We start from the raw sequence: 18975 nt of genomic DNA on the forward strand, positions 1-18975 counted from the left end.
ATGTCCTCGGTGTCGGTGTCGGCCATGAGCGGGGGTACTGCCGCCGATCGGCCGAACCTCACCCGTTCTCGCGGACCTCCAGCAGGTCGTGCTCGCGCACCGCGTCCCGGGAGAGCGTCGTGTAGCCGTGGTCGTCGAACAGGACGGTGAACCGGTCGTCCTCGGTCGAGAGCACCACGCCGTCGCCCCACTTCGGATGCCGGACCGGGGTGCTCGACGTGAGGCCGTCGTCGTCGGTGGGAACGCGCTCCTGCGCGGTGCCGCGCTCGCAGGTGTCGCAGTGGCCGCAGGCCTCGTCCCGCTGCTCGCCGAAGTAGCCGAGCAGATGACGGCGGCGGCAGCCGGTCGCCTCGGCGTACTCGCGGACCACGTCGATCCGCGAGCGGACGAGCCGGCGGTGCCGCTCCGCCGCCGCGACGGCGGCGTCCACCGCCTGCTCCGCGGGCGCCTGCCCGGCCAGGGCGACCCGGCCCTCGCCGGACGTGTGCACGGCACCCACCTGTTCGAGCAGGTTGACGGCGTTGGTCCGCCGGGCCGGTGACAGCCCCGCCGCCTCGCCGAGGTCGCGCGCCGCCCTCGGCCCGTCCGCCAGGGCGTCCAGCACGGCGCGCAGCGCGGCCGGTTTCGGCCGGTGGGCGGTGAGGAACCGCTGCAGCCGCAGGTCGTCGTGATGGTGGTGCAGCTCCGCGACGGCGGGCCGGCCGTCCCGGCCCGCCCGGCCGATCTGCTGGTAGTACGCGTCGAGCGACCCGGGCGAGGCCGCGTGCAGGACGAACCGCACGTCTGGCTTGTCGATGCCCATGCCGAACGCCGACGTGGCGGCGACGACGTCGAACGAGCCCCCGAGGAACCCCTCGTGCACCTCGTCGCGCACGGCCCGGCGCAACCCCGCGTGATAGGCCGCCGCACGGACCCCGCGGGCCGCCAGCTCCCCGGCGTACGCCTCGGCCTCCTTGCGTGTCGCGGCGTAGACGAGCCCGGGGAGGTCCAGCTCGCCGACCCGTTCCAGGAGCTTCCCGGCGGCGGAGGTCCTTGTCCGCGTAGACGCGCGCGGTGAGGTGGATCTCCGGCCGGTCGAAGCCCGCGACGATCTCGCGCGGGTCCCGCAGGCCGAGCCGCTCCACGATGTCCGCGCGCACCGGCAGCGCGGCGGTGGCGGTCAGGGCGGCCACCGGCGGGTGCCCCAGCCGGTCGATCACCGAGCCGAGCCGGAGGTAGTCCGGCCGGAAGTCGTGGCCCCACTCGGAGACGCAGTGGGCCTCGTCGACCACGAACAGGCCGACGCCGGCCTCCCGCAGCCGGTCGAGGACGTCGTCCTTCACGAGCTGCTCGGGGGCGAGGAAGAGATAGCGCGCCTTCCCGCTCGCGAACGCCTCCCACGCGTTCCTCGTCTCGGCGGCGCGCTGGGCGGAGTTGACCTCGACCGCGTCCGGCACGGCGTGCAGGGCCAGCCCCTCCCGCTGGTCCCGCTGCAGGGCGAGCAACGGGGACACGACGACGGCGGGGCCGTCCCGCAGCAGCGCCGGCACCTGGTAGATCGCGGACTTGCCCGCGCCGGTGGGCAGCACGGCGAGCACGTCACGCCCACCGACCAGCTCCTCCATCGCGGCGGACTGGTCGGCGGTCAGCCGGTCGAAGTCGAACCGGTCCGCCGCGGCCCGCCGCAGCCGCTCCCGTACGTCGCTCATGGTGGAGGCCGATACCCGGCCCGGCGTCGCTCACTCCTCGGCTGCGGATCTCGTGCGGGGCGCCACGGTTCTCGACGCCACGACGGCGCCGGTGAGGGCGAGGACGGTCAGCACGGCCAGCAGGATCGGCAGCGCGGTCGCCGGGGAGGCGAGGAGGGCGAGCAGCGCGCCGCCCGCCCCGACGAGTGCGGCCTGGGAGAGGGAGTCCGCGAGCTGGCCCGCGGAGGAGTGGAAGCCGACCTCGTCGCCGGTGGAGTGCGCCAGCAGCAGGTAGGACAGGGACGAGAAGCCCAGGCCCATGCCGACCCCGCCGATCGCGCCGAACGGCAGCGCCAGCCACGCCACACCCCAGGCCGGGGCGACGAGGAGCAACCCGGCCGTCGACACCGCGATCGCGAGGAAGCCGATCCGCAGCAGCCGGGGCCGGGGGAGGTCGGGGTGGCGGCCCTGCCATGCCGCGGCCGAGGACCAGCCCAGCGACGCGACGATCAGCGGCACGCCCGCGAGCGAGAGCGACCACCTGTGCGTCGCGGTGAGGATCAACGGCAGGAACGCGTTCACGGTGAAGAACGCCCCGCCGATCAGCGCCCTACCCGCCACGACGGCCGCGATGCCCGGCCGGGACCCGAACGTCCCCACCGGGACGAGCCGGCGCAACGACGGGACCAGCAGCCCGACCGCCGCGGCCGCCACGACCGCACCCGTGACCGTCGAGTGCTGGGCGGCCCAGCTCAGCCCGGCGACCCCCGCCGCGGCGGCGAACGCGGCGGCCACCGTGCTTCGTCGCGCCGGGCCCCGCTCGCCCGGCGCGGGTGCGAACAGGCCGCGGACCGCCGGGAACACCAGCCCCACGGCCAGCAGGACCAGCGGCAGCAACCCGAGGAAGACCCAGTGCCAGGACAGGTGCTCGGTCACCAGCCCCGAGACCGGCGGCCCGATCAGCGACGGCAGCACCCACGCGGACGAGACCAGGCCGAACACCGCCGGCCGCGCCCGTTCGGAGTAGACGAGCGCGATCAGCACGTAGACCGCGACGCCCTGGGCGCCCGCGCCGAAGCCCTGCAGCACCCGCCCGACGAGGAGCTGGGCCAGGGTCGCGGCGGTGCCGCCGACGAGGAGCCCCACGCCGAACAGGGCCGGGGCGAGGAGCAGCACGGCGCGCGGGCCCCGGGCGTCGCACCAGCGGCCACCCAGGACCGTCCCGACCACCATCGGCGCGATGAACGCCACGAACGGCCACGAGTAGGAGGCCACGGACCCGAGTTCCGCGACGATCGCGGGCATCGCGGTGCCGACCCCCATGGCCTCGAACGCGATCAGGCTGATGAGCAGCAGGATCCCGACGGTGACGGCGCGCCGGGACGGTCCGAAGAGCTCGTCGCGGACCGGCGGAGCGCTCGTCGTCATGGGGCAAGCCTGCGCCCTCGACCGGACTTCAGGTCAAGTCAGTTCTTCCCGACCCGGTCCAGCAGTGCCCGGGTGAACTCGGCGGTCCCGGCCGTCCCGCCCATGTCCCGGGTCCGGACGCCGCCCTCGGCGAGCGCACCGCGCACCGCGGCGAGGACCTCGGCGGCGGCGTCGGCGTGACCCAGGTGGTCGAGCATCATCGAGGCCGACCAGATGGCGCCCAGCGGGTTCGCCAGGTCCTTCCCGGCGATGTCCGGCGCGGACCCGTGCACCGGCTCGAACATCGACGGGTGGTCCCGCTCCGGGTTGAGGTTGCCGGACGGCGCGATGCCGATGCTCCCGGCGACCGCGGCGGCGAGGTCGGACAGGATGTCCCCGAACAGGTTCGACGCGACGATCACGTCGAAGCGCGACGGGTGCAGCACGAGCTTCGCGGCGAGCGCGTCGATGTGCTCGGACACCAGCTCGATCCCCGGGTGCCTCGCCGCGCGCTCGGCCACGACCTCGTCCCAGAACGGCATCGTGTGCACGATGCCGTTGGACTTCGTCGCCGACGTGACGTGCTTGCGCCGGGTCTCGGCCAGCTCGAATGCGTAGTCCGCGATGCGGGTGACGCCGGCGCGGGTGAAGACCGCCTCCTGGACGGCGAGCTCGCCCGGCAGGCCGCGGTTCATCCGGCCGCCGATTTCGGAGTACTCGCCCTCCGAGTTCTCCCGGACGACGACGAAGTCCACCTCGCCGGGCCTCGCCCCGGACAGCGGCGACGGCACGCCGTCGAGGACGGCGATCGGGCGCAGGTTGACGTACTGGGCGAACGCTCGGCGGATCGGGATCAGCAGGCCCCACAGCGACACGTGGTCCGGGACGCCCGGCCAGCCGACGGCGCCGAGCAGGATCGCGTCGTGCCCGGCGATCTGCTCGAGGCCGTCCGCGGGCATCATCGCGCCCTCGTGGGCGTAGCGCTCGCAGGACCAGTCGAAGGAGTCGTAGCGGAACTCGATCCCGTGGCGTCTCCCGACGGCGTCGAGCACCGCGGTGGCCGGCGGCAGGACCTCCTGGCCGATGCCGTCTCCGGGGATCAGGGCGATGCGGTGGACCGTGGTCATGGCCTCAGGGTCGCAGCTGCGTCGGCGGCGCTGCCGCGCGGGAGCACGGCCACCCCCACGACGATGACCACCGCGGCGAGCGGGACGACGACCAGGCCGAGGCGCAGGGACGTGGCGTCCGCGACGAGGCCGACGATCGGCGGCGAGAGCAGGAAGCCGAGGCGCAGCAGCCAGCTGACGATCGTCAGACCTGTGCCGCGGGGGAGGCCCGGCAGCTCGTCCGCGGCATGCATGGCGGCCGGGATCAGTGTCGCGACGCCCAGCCCGGAGAGCCCGAAGCCGACGATGGTGCCGGGAACGGTCGGGAAAGCCAGCGCCAGGCCCATGCCCACCAGCACGATGATCCCGCCGGACCGCGCGACGGCGCGCTGGCCGAACCGGTCCACGAGCCGGTCCCCGAGCAGCCGCCCGACGAACTCCAGCCCCTGCAGCGCCACGAACCCGAGCCCGGCGACGGCCGCGGCGGCGCCCAGCCCGTTCAGGTAGATCGCGCCCCAGGAGGCGCCCGCGTCCTCCACCAGCGCCCCGCACGAGGCGATGACGCCGAGCGCCCCGAGGACGAGCAGCGTGCGACGGGCGTCCCGGGAGCGAAGCGCGAGAACCGGCCGCACCGCCTCGTCCGCGGGCTCGCGCTCGGCGTCCTCCGGCCCGGGCAGCAGGAACCGGAACGCCACGAGCGCGACGATCCCGAAGAGCACCGCGGACCCCCCGAGATGCCACGGCAGCGGCAGCCCGAGTCCGGCCGCGGCCGAACCCATCGCGCCGCCGAGCACCGCCCCGATCGACCAGACGGCGTGGAACGAGTTCAGGATCGAGCGGCCGTAGCGCCGCTGCACCCGCAGGGCGTGCGCGTTCTGTCCCACGTCGACGACCGCGTCCGCCGCCCCGGCCACGAACATGGCCGACGCCAGCAGGATCCAGCTCGGCGCGAGCCCCGCGAGGAAGATCCCGAGCGCGACGACGACCATCCCGAAGGACGCCACCCGGGCCGAGCCGTACCGCCGGACCAGCGTCGAGGCCGTGAGCCCGGCGAGCAGCGCGCCGAGCGGGAACGCCGCGACCGCCGTGCCGAGCTCGGCGTTGGAGAGCCGGAGCGCATCTTTGATCTGCGGGTACCGGGGGAGCAGGTTGGCGAAGACGGCCCCGTTGGTGCCGAACACCAGGGCGACGGCGACGCGGGCGCGCCGGTCGACCGCGCGGTCCGAGTGGGCTGCCGCCACCGGGTTCTGCGACGTCACTGATGCCACCCTGCCACACGTGCGCCGGTCGGACACGCCGTCACCGCGGACCGGCGGTTCGCCGTCATCGTGATCCGCTGGTGGACGGCGAACCGGGCACGCACATCGGTACGGGTGTCGTCACGCGGGTCAGCCCGGCAGTTCCGGGGAGCCGTGGCGGGCACCGGAGGGCAGGATGGGGCGGTGACTCCGAACCCCGCAGCCGTGGTCCGCGTCGAACGCGACGGCGGCGTCGCCACCGTGACCCTCGACCGTCCGGACGCCCTCAACGCGATCACCCGCGACATGCTCCTGCAGCTCGGCGCCGCCCTCGAGGAGCTCGCCGCGGACGAGTCGGTACAGGTCGTGGTGCTGACGGGCGAGGGGCGGGCGTTCAGCGCGGGCGTCGACCTGAAGGCGCTCGGGGACCGGAACCTGACCGACGGCGCCGTCGGCGACCACCTGGACGTCCCCGGCCGGGCCGTGATCACCGCACTGACCACGATGCCGAAGGTCGTCATCGCGAAGGTCAACGGCTTCTGCTTCACCGGCGCGCTGGAGCTCGCGCTCGCCTGCGACCTGATCGTGGTCGCGGACGAGGCGAAGCTCGGGGACACCCACGCGAAGTTCGGCCTGCGCCCGAGCTGGGGGATGAGCCAGCGGCTGATCCGCCTGGCCGGGGTGGCCCGGGCGCGGCTGCTGTCGTACACGGCCGCGACGTTCACCGGGGCGCAGGCCGCCGAGTGGGGTATCGCGGCGCAGGCCGTCCCGCGGGCCGAGCTCGACGAGACGGTCCGCGCCCTCGCGGACACGATCTGCTCGCACAGCGCCGGGGCGCTCGCGGCCTACAAGGACCTCTACCGCGAGGCCCTCGACGGCGGGCTCGCCGACGGCCTCGCGTACGAGAAGGCCACCCGGTACCCGATCGAGGACACGGAGAAGCGGGTCGCGGGCTTCAGGTGAGCCCCTCTCGGCGACGCCCACGCGCGCCGGCCGGCCGGACGCGCGCGATCGAGCGCGCGCCGCACCGGACGGCGCGCGTCGGCGCCGGAACGACGACGGCCCCCGAGCCGGAAGCTGGGGGCCGGGTCTTCAGAACCGTGACTAGTCCAGGTAGTCGCGGAGCACCTGGGACCGCGACGGGTGGCGCAGCTTCGACATCGTCTTGGACTCGATCTGCCGGATCCGCTCGCGGGTGACCCCGTAGACCTGGCCGATCTCGTCCAGCGTGCGCGGCTGACCGTCGGTGAGGCCGAAGCGCAGCCGGACGACGCCCGCCTCGCGCTCGGACAGGGTGGCCAGCACGGACTGCAGCTGGTCCTGCAGCAGCGTGAAGGACACCGCGTCGACGGCCACCACGGCCTCGCTGTCCTCGATGAAGTCACCGAGCTGCGAGTCGCCCTCGTCGCCGATCGTCTGGTCCAGCGAGATGGGCTCCCGGGCGTACTGCTGGATCTCCAGCACCTTCTCCGGGGTGATGTCCATCTCCTTGGCGAGCTCCTCGGGCGTCGGCTCGCGGCCGAGGTCCTGGAGCAGCTCACGCTGGATGCGACCGAGCTTGTTGATGACCTCGACCATGTGCACCGGGATGCGGATGGTGCGGGCCTGGTCGGCCATCGCGCGGGTGATGGCCTGGCGGATCCACCACGTCGCGTAGGTCGAGAACTTGTAGCCCTTGGTGTAGTCGAACTTCTCGACCGCACGGATCAGGCCGAGGTTGCCCTCCTGGATCAGGTCCAGGAACGCCATGCCGCGGCCGGTGTAGCGCTTGGCCAGCGACACCACGAGGCGGAGGTTGGCCTCCAGCAGGTGGTTCTTGGCTCGCTCGCCGTCGCGGACGATCCAGCGCAGGTCCCGGCGCAGCTGCGGGGAGACCTTCTCCGAGGCCTCCAGCGCGCGGCGGATGCGCTCGGCGGCGTAGAGGCCGGCCTCGATCCGCTTGGCGAGCTCGACCTCCTCCTCCGCGTTGAGCAGCGCGACCTTGCCGATCTGCTTCAGGTATGCGCGGACGGAGTCCGCGGACGCGGTGAGCTCGGCGTCCTTGCGCGCCTGGCGCAGGGCCTCCGACTCCTCCTCGTCCCAGACGAACTCGTTCGACTTCTGCTGCGACGAGCGCGTGGTCGGGGCCCGACGGTTGGCGCCGGTGTTGGTCTCCGGCTCGTCGTCGTCGTCCTCGTCGTCGTCCTCGTCGGCCACGTCCGCGGCGCCCGGGGTCTCCGGGGTGTCGTCCTCGATGTCGAGTTCGACGTCGACCTCTTCGAGCTCGCCGTCCTCCGGTGAGAGATCGCCCTCGTCGAGATCGACGGCGTCGTCGCCCTCGCCGGCCTTCTTCCTGGTCGCCGGGCCCTTGGGCCCGGCCTTCGCACCGGCCTTGGCTCCCGCGCGAGGCCGGGTCGTGGTGCCCGCCTTCTTCGTGGCCGTGCCCGCGGTGCGGGTACGGCGTGCGGGTGCGGGACTCGCCTCAGCTGGATCGCTGACGGTCGAGTCGTTGCGGGTTGCGGAGTCTGCGGCTGCCACCTAGGCCCTCTCGCTGCGTACGCTTGCGGTTCGCCGGAGTGCGGGGAACCCCGGCTCGGTCCGGCTGGCTTCGAGAATTGTCTCCTGACCCCGCCGCGCCGTTCGCCGTCGTGACAACGCGTCGACGTGCGTCCCGGGGGTGGGGTACGGGACCATTGTAACTGCGTGTGGGGCGGGCGTTCGCACCTCGCTTCCCCTACTCGCCCGAAGGGGCCCGTCCCCGGCCTTCCGGAGGGGCCCGCGGAGATCGGGAAGCGACCGCCTACACCCCCCTCACGCTGGGGCCGAATCGATTCCGGGGCCGTCCGGTGTGGTCGGATGGACCCATGCCCGAGCAGATTTCCGACACGCCCGCCGAGCTCGCCGAACTTCGGCGTGTCGCCGAACTCGTCGCCTGCGAGGCCGCGGCCCGCCTGCGCACCCTCCCGGCGCCGCGGTCGACCGGCGCGGACCCGGGCGCGGTGTCCACGAAGAGCTCGCCCACGGACGTCGTGACCGCCGCGGACAAGGCCCTCGAGGAGCTGGTGCGCGGCCGGCTCGGCGAGCTGCGCCCGGGGGAGCCGGTGTTCGGCGAGGAGGAGGCGGGCGACGCCGCCGCGGCCCGCTGGGTGGTCGACCCGATCGACGGCACGGTGAACTACCTCTACGGCCTGCCCTGGTTCGCGGTGTCCGTCGCGGCCGTCCGGGACGGGGTGTCGCTGGCCGGCGCGGTCGTCGAACCCGCGTCCGGTCGCGTGTGGACGGCGGCGCGGGGCGCCGGTGCCACGCTCGACGGCCGGGCGCTGCGGGTGAACGAGGAGACGGAGCTGTCCCAGTCCCTCGTCGGCACGGGGTTCGGCTACGCCGCCGAGCGGCGGGCCCGGCAGGCCCGGCTCGTCGCGGGGATGCTGCCGCGGGTCCGGGACGTCCGGCGCAACGGCGCGGCGTCCCTGGACCTCTGCGGGGTGGCCGCGGGATGGCTCGACGGCTACCTCGAGCACGGGCTGGGCTGGTGGGACTGGGCCGCGGCGGCGCTGATCGCCGAGGAGGCGGGCGCCGTGGTGCGGCACCCCGCCCCGCCCACGTTCGCGGAGGGGCCGGACGACGGGCTCGGCGCGGACGCCACGCTCGTCGCCGTCCCGGGGATCGCCCGCGACCTCGGCGCACTCGCCCGCGAGCTCGGTGCCGCGCAGATCTGACCCCCGGATCTCAGCGGCCGGATCTCAGCAGGAGGCCTCGCGGGCGGTCGCCAGGTCGTCCGGGTCCACCGCGGGTCCGGCCGGCCGGCCGTCCGCGGTCGCGCCACCGGGGTTCGCCAGCTGGTCCAGGACGTTCTTGGTGGCGCGTCCCGGGTTGACGTCGGTGAACCCGGTGCCGACGGCGAGGTCCACGCTGTCGTCCGCCCGGTCGTCCCGGACGAGCTCGGTGCACGGCATGAGCAGCGACAGCGTCGCCGCGGCGCCCTGGCCCGCCTGACCGAAGCGCAGCTGGCCGCGGCACTCGAGGTCGCCGTTCGGGAAGAACGGGTCGTTGTCCGGCGGTGCGGCCTCGGTGACGCCGAGGTCCCCGAGCTGCGCGGCGACCAGGTTCGCCTGGCCGCGCTGGCCGCCCGCGTTGAGCACGGTGGCCCGCACCGCACCGGCCGCGACGGGCTGGACGTCCGCGAGCGCGTCCGCATCCAGCACGGTGCCGACGCGGCGGCCGTCCGCGGGGGAGTTGCAGGCGGCGAGCCCGGTGGAGGTCGCCGAGTTGACCAGCACGACCGTCCAGGTGGCGACCGTGAGCACGGCGAGCACGGACACGGTGGCGATGACGGGGCGCGTGCGGCGCCGCCGGTAGGGACGCAGACCGCCCATCAGCCGATCCCGCCGGACACCGCGAGCCCGTCCACCCCGTGGTCCAGCACGTGGTGTCCGAGCGTGACCAGTGGCCGCACCGCGTCCTCGATGCCCTCAGCCATCTCCGCCGGCACGGCCCCGGCGCGCACCCGCGCGAGGATCCCGGCCAGCACGACGGCCAGCTTGAACGCCCCGAACGCGACGTACCAGCCGAGCGGGGCCAGATCCAGGCCGGACTGCCGCCCGTACGCCGCCGCGATCTCGGCCCGGGTGGGGAAGCCGGGGAGCCGCGTGGGGCTCGGCAGGTGCTGCGCCTCCCGCCACACCGGGTCCTCGTCGGCCTGGTACCAGTAGACGAGCATCAGCCCCAGGTCCGCCAGCGGATCCCCGAGCGTGGACATCTCCCAGTCCAGGACGGCGGTGATCCGTCCGGGGTCCGACCGGTCGAACAGGCAGTTGTCGATCCGGTAGTCCCCGTGGACGATCGTGTGCCGCTGCGCCTCGGGGACCGCGCCGCCGAGCCGCTCCGCCAGCCTGGTCAGCTCCTTCTCGGTGGCCTCGTCGGTGCCGGAGACCCCGTCCGCTCGGGCGGCCTCCCACTGCTTGCCCCAGCGGCGCACCTGGCGGGCCATGAAGCCCTCGGGGCGTCCGAAGTCCGCCAGGCCCACCCGGGCCGGGTCCACGGCGTGCAGGGCCACCAGGACGTCCACCAGGGCCTGTCCGGCGCGGGCCCGGTCCGCCTCGGTGTCCGCCCAGCCGGCCGGGAGCTCGCCGAGCGGGACGACGCCGTCGACCATCTCCATCACGAAACAGGGGGCGTCCACCGGCGGGCCGCCCTCGGACGCCGCCAGGACGGCGGGCACCGGGACGTCGGTGTCGCCGAGGGCGGCGATGACGCGCTGCTCGCGGCCCATGTCGTGCGCCGTGGCGGCGACCGAGCCGACGGGCGGGCGGCGCAGCACCACGTCCCCGGCCGGGCTCGAGACGCGGTAGGTGAGGTTGGACCGGCCGGCGCCGATGGAGCGCAGCGTCGAGCCGCGCCACCGCTCGTCGCCCAACCGCTCGGCGAGCCACGCGCCCACGGCGGCGGGGTCCGCGCCGGGTGTGGCGGAGGGAGCCCCTGCCGCGTCGTCAGGGAGGTCGGGCGTGGAACCGGTCGTCACGTCGGGCACCTTAACGGCCCGGCGCGACCACGACCGGGAAGATCCTGGCCGACCGGGGTGTTAAGGCCGTGGGACGGGTCACCCGACACGGTCTTGACTGCTGGGTTATCCTCTCGCCCCCGGGGGAAGTCCGAACGTCCTCAGGGGCACGCGCCGGCAGTACCGCGGAGCGGGCCCCGGGTGGGCCCTGCCCGGCGGTGTGAAGGGTGAGACCGGCGTCACCACGGCGTCGGGCACAAAGCCCGTAGCTGCGACGTTGTGCAGCCGCACGACCGCATCAACTAGCGAGTGTTCGAGTACTTGGGGTGGGAAAGATGGCGACCGACTACGACGCACCGCGGCGGAACGACAGCGACGACATGGCCGAGGACTCGCTCGACGAGCTCAAGGCCCGTCGGAACGAGTCGCAGTCGTCCGCGGTCGACGTCGACGAGACCGACACGGCGGAGAGCTTCGGCTTCCCCGGCGCGGACCTGTCCGGCGAGGAGCTGACGGTCAAGGTGCTCCCGAAGCAGGCGGACGAGTTCACCTGCGGCAGCTGCTTCCTGGTGCACCACCGGAGCCGGCTGGCGGAGACCCGCGGCAACATGTTCATCTGCCGGGACTGCGCGGCCTGATCCGGGCTGCCTGATCCGCGTACGACCCGGGCCCGGTGGTCCGGGGAACACGAACGACGTCCCGCTCGGCCTCCGGCCGGCGGGACGCCTGCGTGTCCGGGGCCGCCCGGACCGTCAGCGACCGGGGTCGCGGTCCAGGGCGGCGACCAGCTCCTCCGGACGACGGCTGCTCACGATCCAGTACGGCACCGGGCTCGCCGGGTCCGTGACCTCGATCCGCACGACCGGGCCGACCCAGGACCGGTGGACCACGTGGGCCGTCGGGTCCAGCTCCGGGCCCAGGGCCTGCTGCTTGCGGTCCTTGGGCACGATCTGCACGCGGCCGACGTCCGCCCGGGCGAGGTGCTCGTCCCCGGCGGTCAGCTCCGTCCCGGTGATCTGCACCCGGGCGGCGCCGAGCCGCCACACGACGAGCAGCGACAGCGGGATCAGGACGACGTAGCCGATCCAGGACCGCACCCCGGGATAGCCCATGTGGATCTCGGCTCCGAGCAGGACGGCGATGCCGGCGCCGAACAGGTACCACCAGAACGGCACGGACAACCGTTCGTCGAACCGGGAACGGCCGGACGTCGCAGGACCGGCGGACGACGGGTGTTCACTCACGCAGTCGAGGGTAGCGTCGCTCGTTGTGCCCGGCCCCGTCGATGCTCCCCCGCACGAGCCGTTGGTCGCACCGGTTGTCGATGTGCTGCTGACCAGGCTCGATCAGGACGTGCCCGTGCCCGCCTACGCCCGCGAGGGCGACGCCGGTGCGGACCTCGTCACCACCTCCGACGTCCTGCTCGCCCCCGGTGAGCGTGTGGTCGTCGGCACAGGCGTCGCGATCGCGCTGCCGCTCGGTTACGCGGGGTTCGTCCACCCACGTTCGGGGCTGGCCGCCCGCGCCGGGCTGTCGGTGGTGAACACCCCCGGCACGATCGACGCCGGCTACCGCGGTGAGATCCGCGTCTGCCTGATCAACCACGACCCGCGCGCCGAGCTGCGGCTCCGCCGGGGCGACCGGATCGCCCAGCTGGTGATCCAGAAGGTGGAGCGGGCCCGGTTCGTCGAGGTCGGCGAGCTGCCGGGCTCCGAGCGCGGCGCCGGCGGCTACGGCTCCACCGGAGGGCACGACCAGCTCGTGCCCGGCGAGGGGAGCGGCCCGCGGTGAGCGTCCGCTACGGGGACGACGTGGTGGCTCCGGGGCTCCCGGAGGACACCGAGGACGGCGTCGACGGGTACGGGGCCGAGGAGTTCGAGTACGAGGGCCCGCCGTTCGGACCCTACGACGCCGAGTACCTCGACCCCGAGATGACCGAGGCCGTGGCCCGGATGGACTTCGGCGCCGTGCAGGTGCCGGTCCCGATGACCGGCACGGTCAACCTGGAACAGGCCGCCAAGGGCAAGCCGCAGGCCGTCCACGTGACGATGCCCGGCGGCCGGCTGTCGGTGAGTGCGCTCGCCGCGCCCCGCTCGTCGGGGCTGTGGAGCCAGCTGGCCTCGGAGATCGAGCAGTCGCTGCGCGACGGCGGCGCCCAGGTGCGCTCGTTCCAGGGTGAGTGGGGCCGGGAGCTGCACGCCCGCACGGACGGCGCCCGCTCGGTGTTCGTCGGTGTCGACGGCGAGCGCTGGATGCTCTACGGCGTGGCCACCGGCCCCGCGGAGCACGCCGTCGCGCTCGACGACGAGCTGCGCCGGATGCTGCGCGCCACCGTCGTCGTGCGGGGGCGGCAGCCGTACCCCCCGCGCACGGTGCTGCCCCTGACCACGCCCGAGTCCCTGGACCCCGCCTCGCAGCGGCCGGCGGACGCCCGGCCTGAGCGGGCGACGATGACCCTGCGGACCAGGCCGGCCGAGCCGGACGCCCCGGCCGCGAACGAGACGACCGCCGTGTCGCCCGTCGAGGGCACCGGCGGCCGGGCCGCGGTGAACGGACGCCCGCAGCGACGTCCCGCCCCCGCCCTCCCCCCGGCGGCCCAGCAGTCCCAGCCCGTCCCGCAGTCCCGGCCCGTCCCGCAGTCCCAGGGCGCTCAGGAGTCCCGGAGCGTGCAGCAGCCCCGGGGTCCTCAGCAGTCCCGCCCGGTCCGTCCGGGCGCCGGTGCGCCCCAGCCGGGCCCCGCCCAGCCGGGTCGTGGCCAGCGCCCCGCCGAGCCGCGCCCGGGCCCCTCCCGGCCCGCCGCGGCTCAGGCGCCCGGCCAGGGCCAGCAACGGTCCGGCGGCTTCCCCGCGCCCGCGCGCGAGGAGAGCGGCGTCGGCGCGAACCGAAGCGGCTGGTCGTCGCGCGGAGCCGAGCCCCGCGCCGACGGCCCCGACGCCGGCCGTCCGGTCACGCCGGAGCGGCCGGTGGAGCGGTCCGAGGCCACCCGCCGCGCCGAGCAGGCGAACATCGACACCGGCCTCATGCCGCCCGTCGCCGGTGGACGGCGGCGGGCCCGGCAGGCCGACGACACCGGGTCCCGGCCGCGCGGTTCCGCGACGGGCCAGCACCGCGCCGCGGGACGGTCCGCGGCCCGGTCGCAACCCGCCCAGGACGGGGACACGACCCGGCAGATCGGCTACGACGACTGGTACGGCGGCGGCGACCTCGCCGCCCCCGTCCGCCGAACCGAGCCGCCGGCCCCGGACGAGACCACCCGGATCTCGTCGGAGCCCGTCGCGGCCGAGCCCGCCCCCGGGCGCCGGGTCCGCACCGAGGACGCCCGCGGCTCCCGGACGGCCCCCGAGCAGCCGGAAGGCCGGCGGAGTCGGAACGCGCAGGCGCCCGCCGCGCGCAACGGCGCCGCCGTCGAGAGTCCGGCGACGACCCGGCAGCGGGGCGGGGACACCGTCCCGGCGTCCCCGCAGGCCCCTGCCACGGACGGGCAGACCGCCCCGGGCCAGGGCACGCACCCCCCGGTACCGCACCGCACGCACGACCGGGACGACACGGGGCGGGACACCTACCGCTCCGACCGGCGCGAGGTGCGTCCTGCGGCGGCTCCGCCGAACGGCCGCCGGCCCTCGCGGACCGACGGTCCGCCGTCGCCGCAGATCCGCCCGGTGGCGGCGGAGCAGCCGGAGCCGGCCCGTCCGGCCCCGGAGCCCACGCCTCGGGAGCAGCCTCGTCCCCGGCAGGACGGCGGGTGGCCCGCGGAGTCCGGGATGCCGCGCACCGACGGCGGCACCCGGCCCGCCCGGCAACCCGAGCGGGACCTCATCGCCGCCTTCGACGCGGACCCGCTCGGCGCCGCTGCCATCCCGGCGGAGCGCCTCGCCGCCATGGAGCGGGCGGCCGCGGAGCGGGCCGCCGCATGGCGGTCCTCGCCGCCCCGGGAGGACGCGCGGAACGGGTACGCGCACCGGGACGAGGCCGGCGGCCGCAGCGCCGGGTACCGCCCGGCCGAAGCGGCCGAGGACGCCGTGCCGTCGAACGGATATCCCGCAGGCCCGACGTCGTCCGGCGCGTACGCGGCGTACGGCGAGTCCCTGTCGGGCTCCTACGCGTCCTACGGCGAGTCCTACTCCGCCCGGTACGGCAACCCCTACGGTTCCCTGCCCGGCACGGACCCGGCCGATCCGTGGGCGGCCGATCCGTGGGCGGACGCCCCCGGCGGCGAGGTGTCCGCGCGGAACGGACGGGCCTCGAACGGCGCCGGTCCGAACGGCGCCGGCCAGGCCGGGACCGGCCGCCGGGCCCGTGCCGGCGCGGACCACGCCGAGCCCGGCCGGCGCGCCCGCAACGGGGTCGCCCCGGAAGAGGCGCTCGACCCCATGGCCCTGATCGCGCGGATCCGCGAGCAGAACGGTGGCGGCACCACCCGCAGCCGGGGTCGGCACCGCGCGCCGGGGGAGTGACGGGCCCTCGCCGTCGAGCTCCCGTGGCGCGTGGCCGGCGTGTGCTCAGCCGCGGGCGCGGAGCCAGCCGAGCACCGCGGCCCTGCCCAGCACGCCCGGGTCCGTGCCGAACACGTCCAGTCGTGACGTGACGAGCGCGGCCCGGGGGAGCAGCTGTGCCCAGCCGCGGGCGACGGCGAGCGGGTGCACCGGGTCGTCCCGCAGCGCCGCGACGCCCACCGGGACGTGCAGCCCGGCGAGCGAACAGGGCGTCGGCCCCGGGGTGGACGCGGCGGCGTCGAGGACATCGGCGAGCGCCGGACCGTAGCCGCCCCACGCCCGTTCCAGCTCGTCGGCCAGCCACGGCGGCGACCCGGCGCGGGCCGCCGCAACGGCGGCGTCGAGCCCCTGCGCCCGCACGGTCGCGGCCGTCGCCCGGGCGGCCGCCGCGGCCGGCGCGTCCTCCGGGGTGCCGGACCAGGCCGGAAGCGCCAGCAGCAGTCCGGCGACGGGCAGGTCCGGGTCCGCGTCGAGCCGCTCCGCCGCCCACCTCGCCGCGACCTGCGCACCGAGGGAGATCCCACCCGCCAGCAGCCGGGCCCCGGGAGTCGCGGTGACGACGGAGAGTGCCTGGTCGAGCGCGGTGCGGTACCGCCGGACGACCGCTGCGGAGCGGTCCGGCTCGGGGGCGACGAGCATCACGCCCACCGATCGCAGCACGTCCTCGAACGCCCGGCGGACGAAGCACCCGTCCGATCCGGAACCGGGCAGGATCGCCGCACTCAGCGGACCGCGGAACGACCTGTCATCGTGGGCCAGGACCCGCTCGTCGACACCGCGCACGGCCCGAGCTTTTCATGCGGGTTCATCTGGTTGCCGGGACACATTCCGGGTTTCCCGAGCGTTACGCTGGTACGGGCAAGCGGCCGGATCAATGGAGACGGCCCGCGCCCGAGCAGCCGAGGAGAGTTATGGCCAGCACGGACGGTGGGCCCTTCCGCCGTATGCTTCGAAAGCTCACCAGCGACGTCGACGTCCTGGACGCGGACGACCTGTCCGAGGACGCGGAGCGCTCCGGTGCCCAGCGCGCGAGTGAGTGCGCCTGTGGCCAGGAGGTCACCGTGTTCGGCCGGATCCGCAGCGTCGAGTTCTGCCCGCAGAGCGCGGATGCGACGCTGCAGGCCGAGCTCTACGACGGAACCGAGGGAGTGACGCTGGTCTGGATGGGTCGACGCCGGATCCCGGGCATCGAGCCGGGGCGGACGATGCGGGTTCGCGGCCGGATCTCGGTCCGGGACGGGCACAAGGTGCTCTACAACCCGTACTACGAGATCTGTCAGGCCCAGTGACGGATGGTCCGGTGACGGATTCCCCAGGGGCCGAGGGCCCGGGGACCGCTCGGTCGGTGACGGGTGGTGCGGCCGGGAACGCCGGCCGCGACAGCGAGGCGGACACGGAACGGACGATGCGGATCCCGCGGGTCACCGCTCCGCTCGCCGAGGACCCGCCGACGGCGCCGATCGGCTCGCCGGTCACGGGCCGGGCGCGCCACGGGCGGCCCGCGTCCACCCCCGAGCCCGCCGGCGACGAGCCGCGGAGCGCGCCCACCCTGATGGACCAGATGGGCGGCATCTCCGGCATCGTCGCGTCGACGATCCCGGTCGCCGTCTTCGTCGTCGCGAACATCCTGTCCGGGCTCAAGCCCGCACTGATCGCCGCGATCGTGGCCGGCGTGCTCGTGGCCGGCTGGCGGATCGTCCGCAAGCAGCCGCTGCAGCCCGCCGTCTCAGGCCTGGTCGGCGTCGGCGTCTGCGCGTTCATCGCCTACCGCACCGGGGAGGCGCGGGGCTTCTACCTGCCCGGACTCCTCTACAGCGCCGCGCTCGCGCTGGCCTTCCTGGTCTCGATCATCGTGCGCTGGCCGCTCGCCGGGGTCGTCTGGCACGGCATCAACGGGCACGGCCAGGGCTGGCGCAAGGATCCTCGGATGCTGCGCGCCTACATGTGGGCCAGCGGCCTCTGGACACTCGTCTTCGCGGCCCGCCTCGTGGTGCAGGGCTGGCTGTACAACGCGAACGAGGACACCTGGCTGGGCATCGCGCGGCTCGCCATGGGCTACCCGCTGATCGGCGTCGCCCTGCTCGGGACGGTCTGGGCGGTGCGCCGGGCCGGCCGCGACGCCCCGTCCGCCGGCGGGTCGACCGGAACCGGCGCCGACCCGTCCTGACGGGTCAGGGCCCGTCGACCACGGCCGAGCGGATCTCCTCCTCGACGGCCGCGGTGGCCACGAACAGCAGCTCGTCGCCCGGTTCCAGCGCGTCGTCGGCCTGCGGGACGATCACCCGTCCGCCCCGCAGGATCGTGACCAGTGCCGAGTCCGGCGGCAGCTTGAGGTCCTTCACCGGGCGCCCGGCCAGGCGGGTCTCCGACGGCAGGGTCACCTCGACCAGGTTCGCCTGACCCTGGCGGAACGTCATCAGCCGCACGAGGTCACCGACGGCCACGGCCTCCTCCACGAGCGCGGCCAGCATCCTGGGCGTCGAGACCGAGACGTCGACGCCCCAGTTCTCGCCGAACAGCCACTCGTTGCGCGGGTCGTTGACCCGGGCCACCACGCGCCGCACGCCGAACTCGGTCTTCGCCAGGAGCGAGACGACCAGGTTCACCTTGTCGTCCCCGGTGGCGGCGATGACGACGTCACAGCTCTCGACGCCGGCCTCCTCCAGCGAGGAGAGCTCGCAGGCGTCCGCGTGGACCCACTCCGCCTCCTCCACGGACGACGGGTCGATCTGGGTCAGCTCCCGCTCGATCAGCATCACCTGGTGCTGGTTCTCGACCAGCTCCCGGGCGATGGACCGGCCGACCGCGCCGGCCCCGGCGATCGCCACTCTCATCCCGCTCAACCTTCCTGCGGCGGGGCCGCCGCAGCCGTGGTGACGTCGCTGACCGTGCCGGAGACCGCGGCCACGTAGACCGTGTCCTCGGCCTGCACGGCGGTGTCCCCGCGGGGGAGCACGCCGGTGCCGAACCGGACGATGAAGGCGACCCGGCAGCCCGTCGCCTCCTCCAGCTCCCGGATCGGGCGGCCGACCCAGTCCTCGTGCAACGGCAGCGGCAGGACCGCGACCGTCCCGGCGGGCTCCCGCCACGCCGTCGCGACGCCGTCCGGGAGCACCATCCGCATGAACCGGTCCGTGGTCCACGGCACCGTCGCGACGGTCGGGATGCCGAGCCGCTCGTAGACGGCGGCGCGCTTGGCGTCGTAGATGCGGGCGACGACGCGCTCGACGCCGAAGGTCTCCCGGGCCACCCGGGCGGAGAGGATGTTCGAGTTGTCCCCGCTGGAGACGGCGGCGAACGCGTCCGCCTTCTCGATGCCGGCCTCGACGAGGACCTCGCGGTGGAAGCCGAACCCGACGACCTGGCGGCCGTGGAAGTCCGGGCCGAGCCTGCGGAACGCCTGCGGGTCCTTGTCGATCACGGCCACCTCGTGGCCGAGCCGCTCCAGACCCGCGGACAGCGAGGCGCCGACGCGCCCGCATCCCATGATCACGACATACATCGCGTGAGGGCCCCTCCCGGGCTCGCGTGCCTTCTCCCGCCCCGTCACCCCGGTCGAACGGGATGATCCGTGCGGTCGGCGCACGC

At 74.9% G+C, this 18975-nt stretch carries 17 protein-coding genes and 2 pseudogenes; 7 read left to right on the forward strand and 12 right to left on the reverse strand.

Features of this window, described 5'->3' with window-relative positions:
• Positions 1 to 58 precede the first annotated feature (58 nt).
• The 5 genes and pseudogenes from WBK50_RS14015 to WBK50_RS14035 all read right to left on the reverse strand — a co-directional run bounded on the left by WBK50_RS14015 (position 59) and on the right by WBK50_RS14035 (position 5439).
• Complete coding sequence (locus tag WBK50_RS14015) at positions 59 to 1009, reverse strand: helicase-related protein (RefSeq protein WP_341339383.1); 951 nt, start codon at positions 1007 to 1009, stop codon at positions 59 to 61.
• A 196-nt stretch (positions 1010 to 1205) separates the two neighbouring features.
• Positions 1206 to 1688, reverse strand: a pseudogene (locus WBK50_RS14020) (DEAD/DEAH box helicase); the annotation flags it as partial.
• Between the two features lie 30 nt (positions 1689 to 1718).
• Positions 1719 to 3110 (reverse strand): annotated as a pseudogene (locus tag WBK50_RS14025) (MFS transporter); the annotation flags it as partial.
• A gap of 23 nt (positions 3111 to 3133) precedes the next feature.
• On the reverse strand, positions 3134 to 4201 hold the full coding sequence (locus tag WBK50_RS14030; RefSeq protein WP_341336038.1) for a tartrate dehydrogenase: 1068 nt from the start codon (positions 4199 to 4201) through the stop codon (positions 3134 to 3136).
• Entirely contained in the window at positions 4198 to 5439 is a 1242-nt protein-coding gene (locus WBK50_RS14035; protein ID WP_341336039.1) for an MFS transporter, read from the reverse strand. Before WBK50_RS14035 ends, WBK50_RS14030 begins: the two co-directional genes overlap by 4 nt.
• Before the next feature lie 183 nt (positions 5440 to 5622).
• On the opposite strand from WBK50_RS14035, the gene WBK50_RS14040 reads away from it, so the two are divergent.
• Positions 5623 to 6381: an enoyl-CoA hydratase/isomerase family protein gene (locus WBK50_RS14040; RefSeq protein ID WP_341336040.1), complete on the forward strand. Its 759-nt coding sequence runs from the start codon at positions 5623 to 5625 to the stop codon at positions 6379 to 6381.
• A 141-nt stretch (positions 6382 to 6522) separates the two neighbouring features.
• On the opposite strand, the gene WBK50_RS14045 is transcribed toward WBK50_RS14040, so the two are convergent.
• Positions 6523 to 7935 (reverse strand): RNA polymerase sigma factor, encoded by a 1413-nt coding sequence (locus WBK50_RS14045; RefSeq protein WP_341336041.1) that lies wholly within the window; start codon positions 7933 to 7935, stop codon positions 6523 to 6525.
• Between the two features lie 326 nt (positions 7936 to 8261).
• Here WBK50_RS14045 and WBK50_RS14050 point away from each other — a divergent pair, with 326 nt between their 5' ends.
• Entirely contained in the window at positions 8262 to 9113 is an 852-nt protein-coding gene (locus tag WBK50_RS14050) for an inositol monophosphatase family protein (protein ID WP_341336042.1), read from the forward strand.
• Positions 9114 to 9137: 24 nt separating this feature from the next.
• Here the strand turns inward: WBK50_RS14050 and cei are convergent, their stop codons facing one another.
• Both cei and WBK50_RS14060 read right to left on the reverse strand, forming a co-directional pair.
• On the reverse strand, positions 9138 to 9770 hold the full coding sequence (gene cei, locus WBK50_RS14055) for an envelope integrity protein Cei (RefSeq protein WP_341336043.1): 633 nt from the start codon (positions 9768 to 9770) through the stop codon (positions 9138 to 9140).
• Positions 9770 to 10915, reverse strand: a complete 1146-nt coding sequence (locus WBK50_RS14060; protein WP_341336044.1) for a phosphotransferase family protein — start codon at positions 10913 to 10915, stop codon at positions 9770 to 9772. Before WBK50_RS14060 ends, cei begins: the two co-directional genes overlap by 1 nt.
• A 314-nt stretch (positions 10916 to 11229) precedes the next feature.
• Here WBK50_RS14060 and WBK50_RS14065 point away from each other — a divergent pair, with 314 nt between their 5' ends.
• Positions 11230 to 11532, forward strand: a complete 303-nt coding sequence (locus tag WBK50_RS14065; RefSeq protein WP_341336045.1) for a DUF4193 domain-containing protein — start codon at positions 11230 to 11232, stop codon at positions 11530 to 11532.
• 114 nt (positions 11533 to 11646) lie between these two features.
• On the opposite strand, the gene WBK50_RS14070 is transcribed toward WBK50_RS14065, so the two are convergent.
• A complete protein-coding gene (locus WBK50_RS14070; RefSeq protein WP_341336046.1) occupies positions 11647 to 12138 on the reverse strand; it encodes a DUF3093 domain-containing protein in 492 nt (163 codons plus the stop codon).
• Between the two features lie 82 nt (positions 12139 to 12220).
• On the opposite strand from WBK50_RS14070, the gene dut reads away from it, so the two are divergent.
• Positions 12221 to 12685, forward strand: a complete 465-nt coding sequence (dut, locus tag WBK50_RS14075; protein ID WP_341336047.1) for a dUTP diphosphatase — start codon at positions 12221 to 12223, stop codon at positions 12683 to 12685.
• A complete protein-coding gene (locus WBK50_RS14080) occupies positions 12682 to 15348 on the forward strand; it encodes a DUF3710 domain-containing protein (protein ID WP_341336048.1) in 2667 nt (888 codons plus the stop codon). The genes dut and WBK50_RS14080 overlap by 4 nt, the downstream gene beginning before the upstream one ends.
• A gap of 45 nt (positions 15349 to 15393) precedes the next feature.
• Here WBK50_RS14080 and WBK50_RS14085 read toward each other — a convergent pair whose 3' ends face one another.
• Entirely contained in the window at positions 15394 to 16170 is a 777-nt protein-coding gene (locus WBK50_RS14085) for an alpha/beta hydrolase (RefSeq protein WP_341336049.1), read from the reverse strand.
• A 128-nt stretch (positions 16171 to 16298) separates the two neighbouring features.
• Between WBK50_RS14085 and WBK50_RS14090 the strand changes: the two genes are divergently transcribed.
• On the forward strand, positions 16299 to 16676 hold the full coding sequence (locus WBK50_RS14090; RefSeq protein WP_297503313.1) for an OB-fold nucleic acid binding domain-containing protein: 378 nt from the start codon (positions 16299 to 16301) through the stop codon (positions 16674 to 16676).
• A 56-nt stretch (positions 16677 to 16732) separates the two neighbouring features.
• Complete coding sequence (locus tag WBK50_RS14095; protein ID WP_341336050.1) at positions 16733 to 17554, forward strand: DUF3159 domain-containing protein; 822 nt, start codon at positions 16733 to 16735, stop codon at positions 17552 to 17554.
• A 4-nt stretch (positions 17555 to 17558) separates the two neighbouring features.
• Here WBK50_RS14095 and WBK50_RS14100 read toward each other — a convergent pair whose 3' ends face one another.
• Positions 17559 to 18221, reverse strand: coding sequence for a potassium channel family protein (locus tag WBK50_RS14100; RefSeq protein WP_341336051.1), 663 nt, complete (start codon positions 18219 to 18221; stop codon positions 17559 to 17561).
• Between the two features lie 5 nt (positions 18222 to 18226).
• Positions 18227 to 18889 carry a potassium channel family protein gene (locus WBK50_RS14105; protein WP_297503307.1) on the reverse strand — a complete coding sequence of 221 codons (663 nt, stop codon included), beginning with the start codon at positions 18887 to 18889 and terminating at the stop codon, positions 18227 to 18229.
• Positions 18890 to 18975 lie beyond the last annotated feature (86 nt).

The sequence above is a fragment of the Pseudonocardia sp. T1-2H genome, from assembly GCF_038039215.1.
Taxonomy (GTDB): Bacteria; Actinomycetota; Actinomycetes; order Mycobacteriales; family Pseudonocardiaceae; genus Pseudonocardia.

Bases quoted from the DNA above. Each gene is read 5' to 3' on its own strand.
- WBK50_RS14100 (WP_341336051.1), bottom strand. From the start codon at position 18,221: ATGAGAGTGGCGATCGCCGGGGCCGGCGCGGTCGGCCGGTCCATCGCC.
- cei (WP_341336043.1), bottom strand. From the start codon at position 9,770: ATGGGCGGTCTGCGTCCCTACCGGCGGCGCCGCACGCGCCCCGTCATC.
- WBK50_RS14050 (WP_341336042.1), top strand. From the start codon at position 8,262: ATGCCCGAGCAGATTTCCGACACGCCCGCCGAGCTCGCCGAACTTCGG.
- WBK50_RS14030 (WP_341336038.1), bottom strand. From the start codon at position 4,201: ATGACCACGGTCCACCGCATCGCCCTGATCCCCGGAGACGGCATCGGC.
- WBK50_RS14090 (WP_297503313.1), top strand. From the start codon at position 16,299: ATGGCCAGCACGGACGGTGGGCCCTTCCGCCGTATGCTTCGAAAGCTC.
- WBK50_RS14105 (WP_297503307.1), bottom strand. From the start codon at position 18,889: ATGTATGTCGTGATCATGGGATGCGGGCGCGTCGGCGCCTCGCTGTCC.
- WBK50_RS14065 (WP_341336045.1), top strand. From the start codon at position 11,230: ATGGCGACCGACTACGACGCACCGCGGCGGAACGACAGCGACGACATG.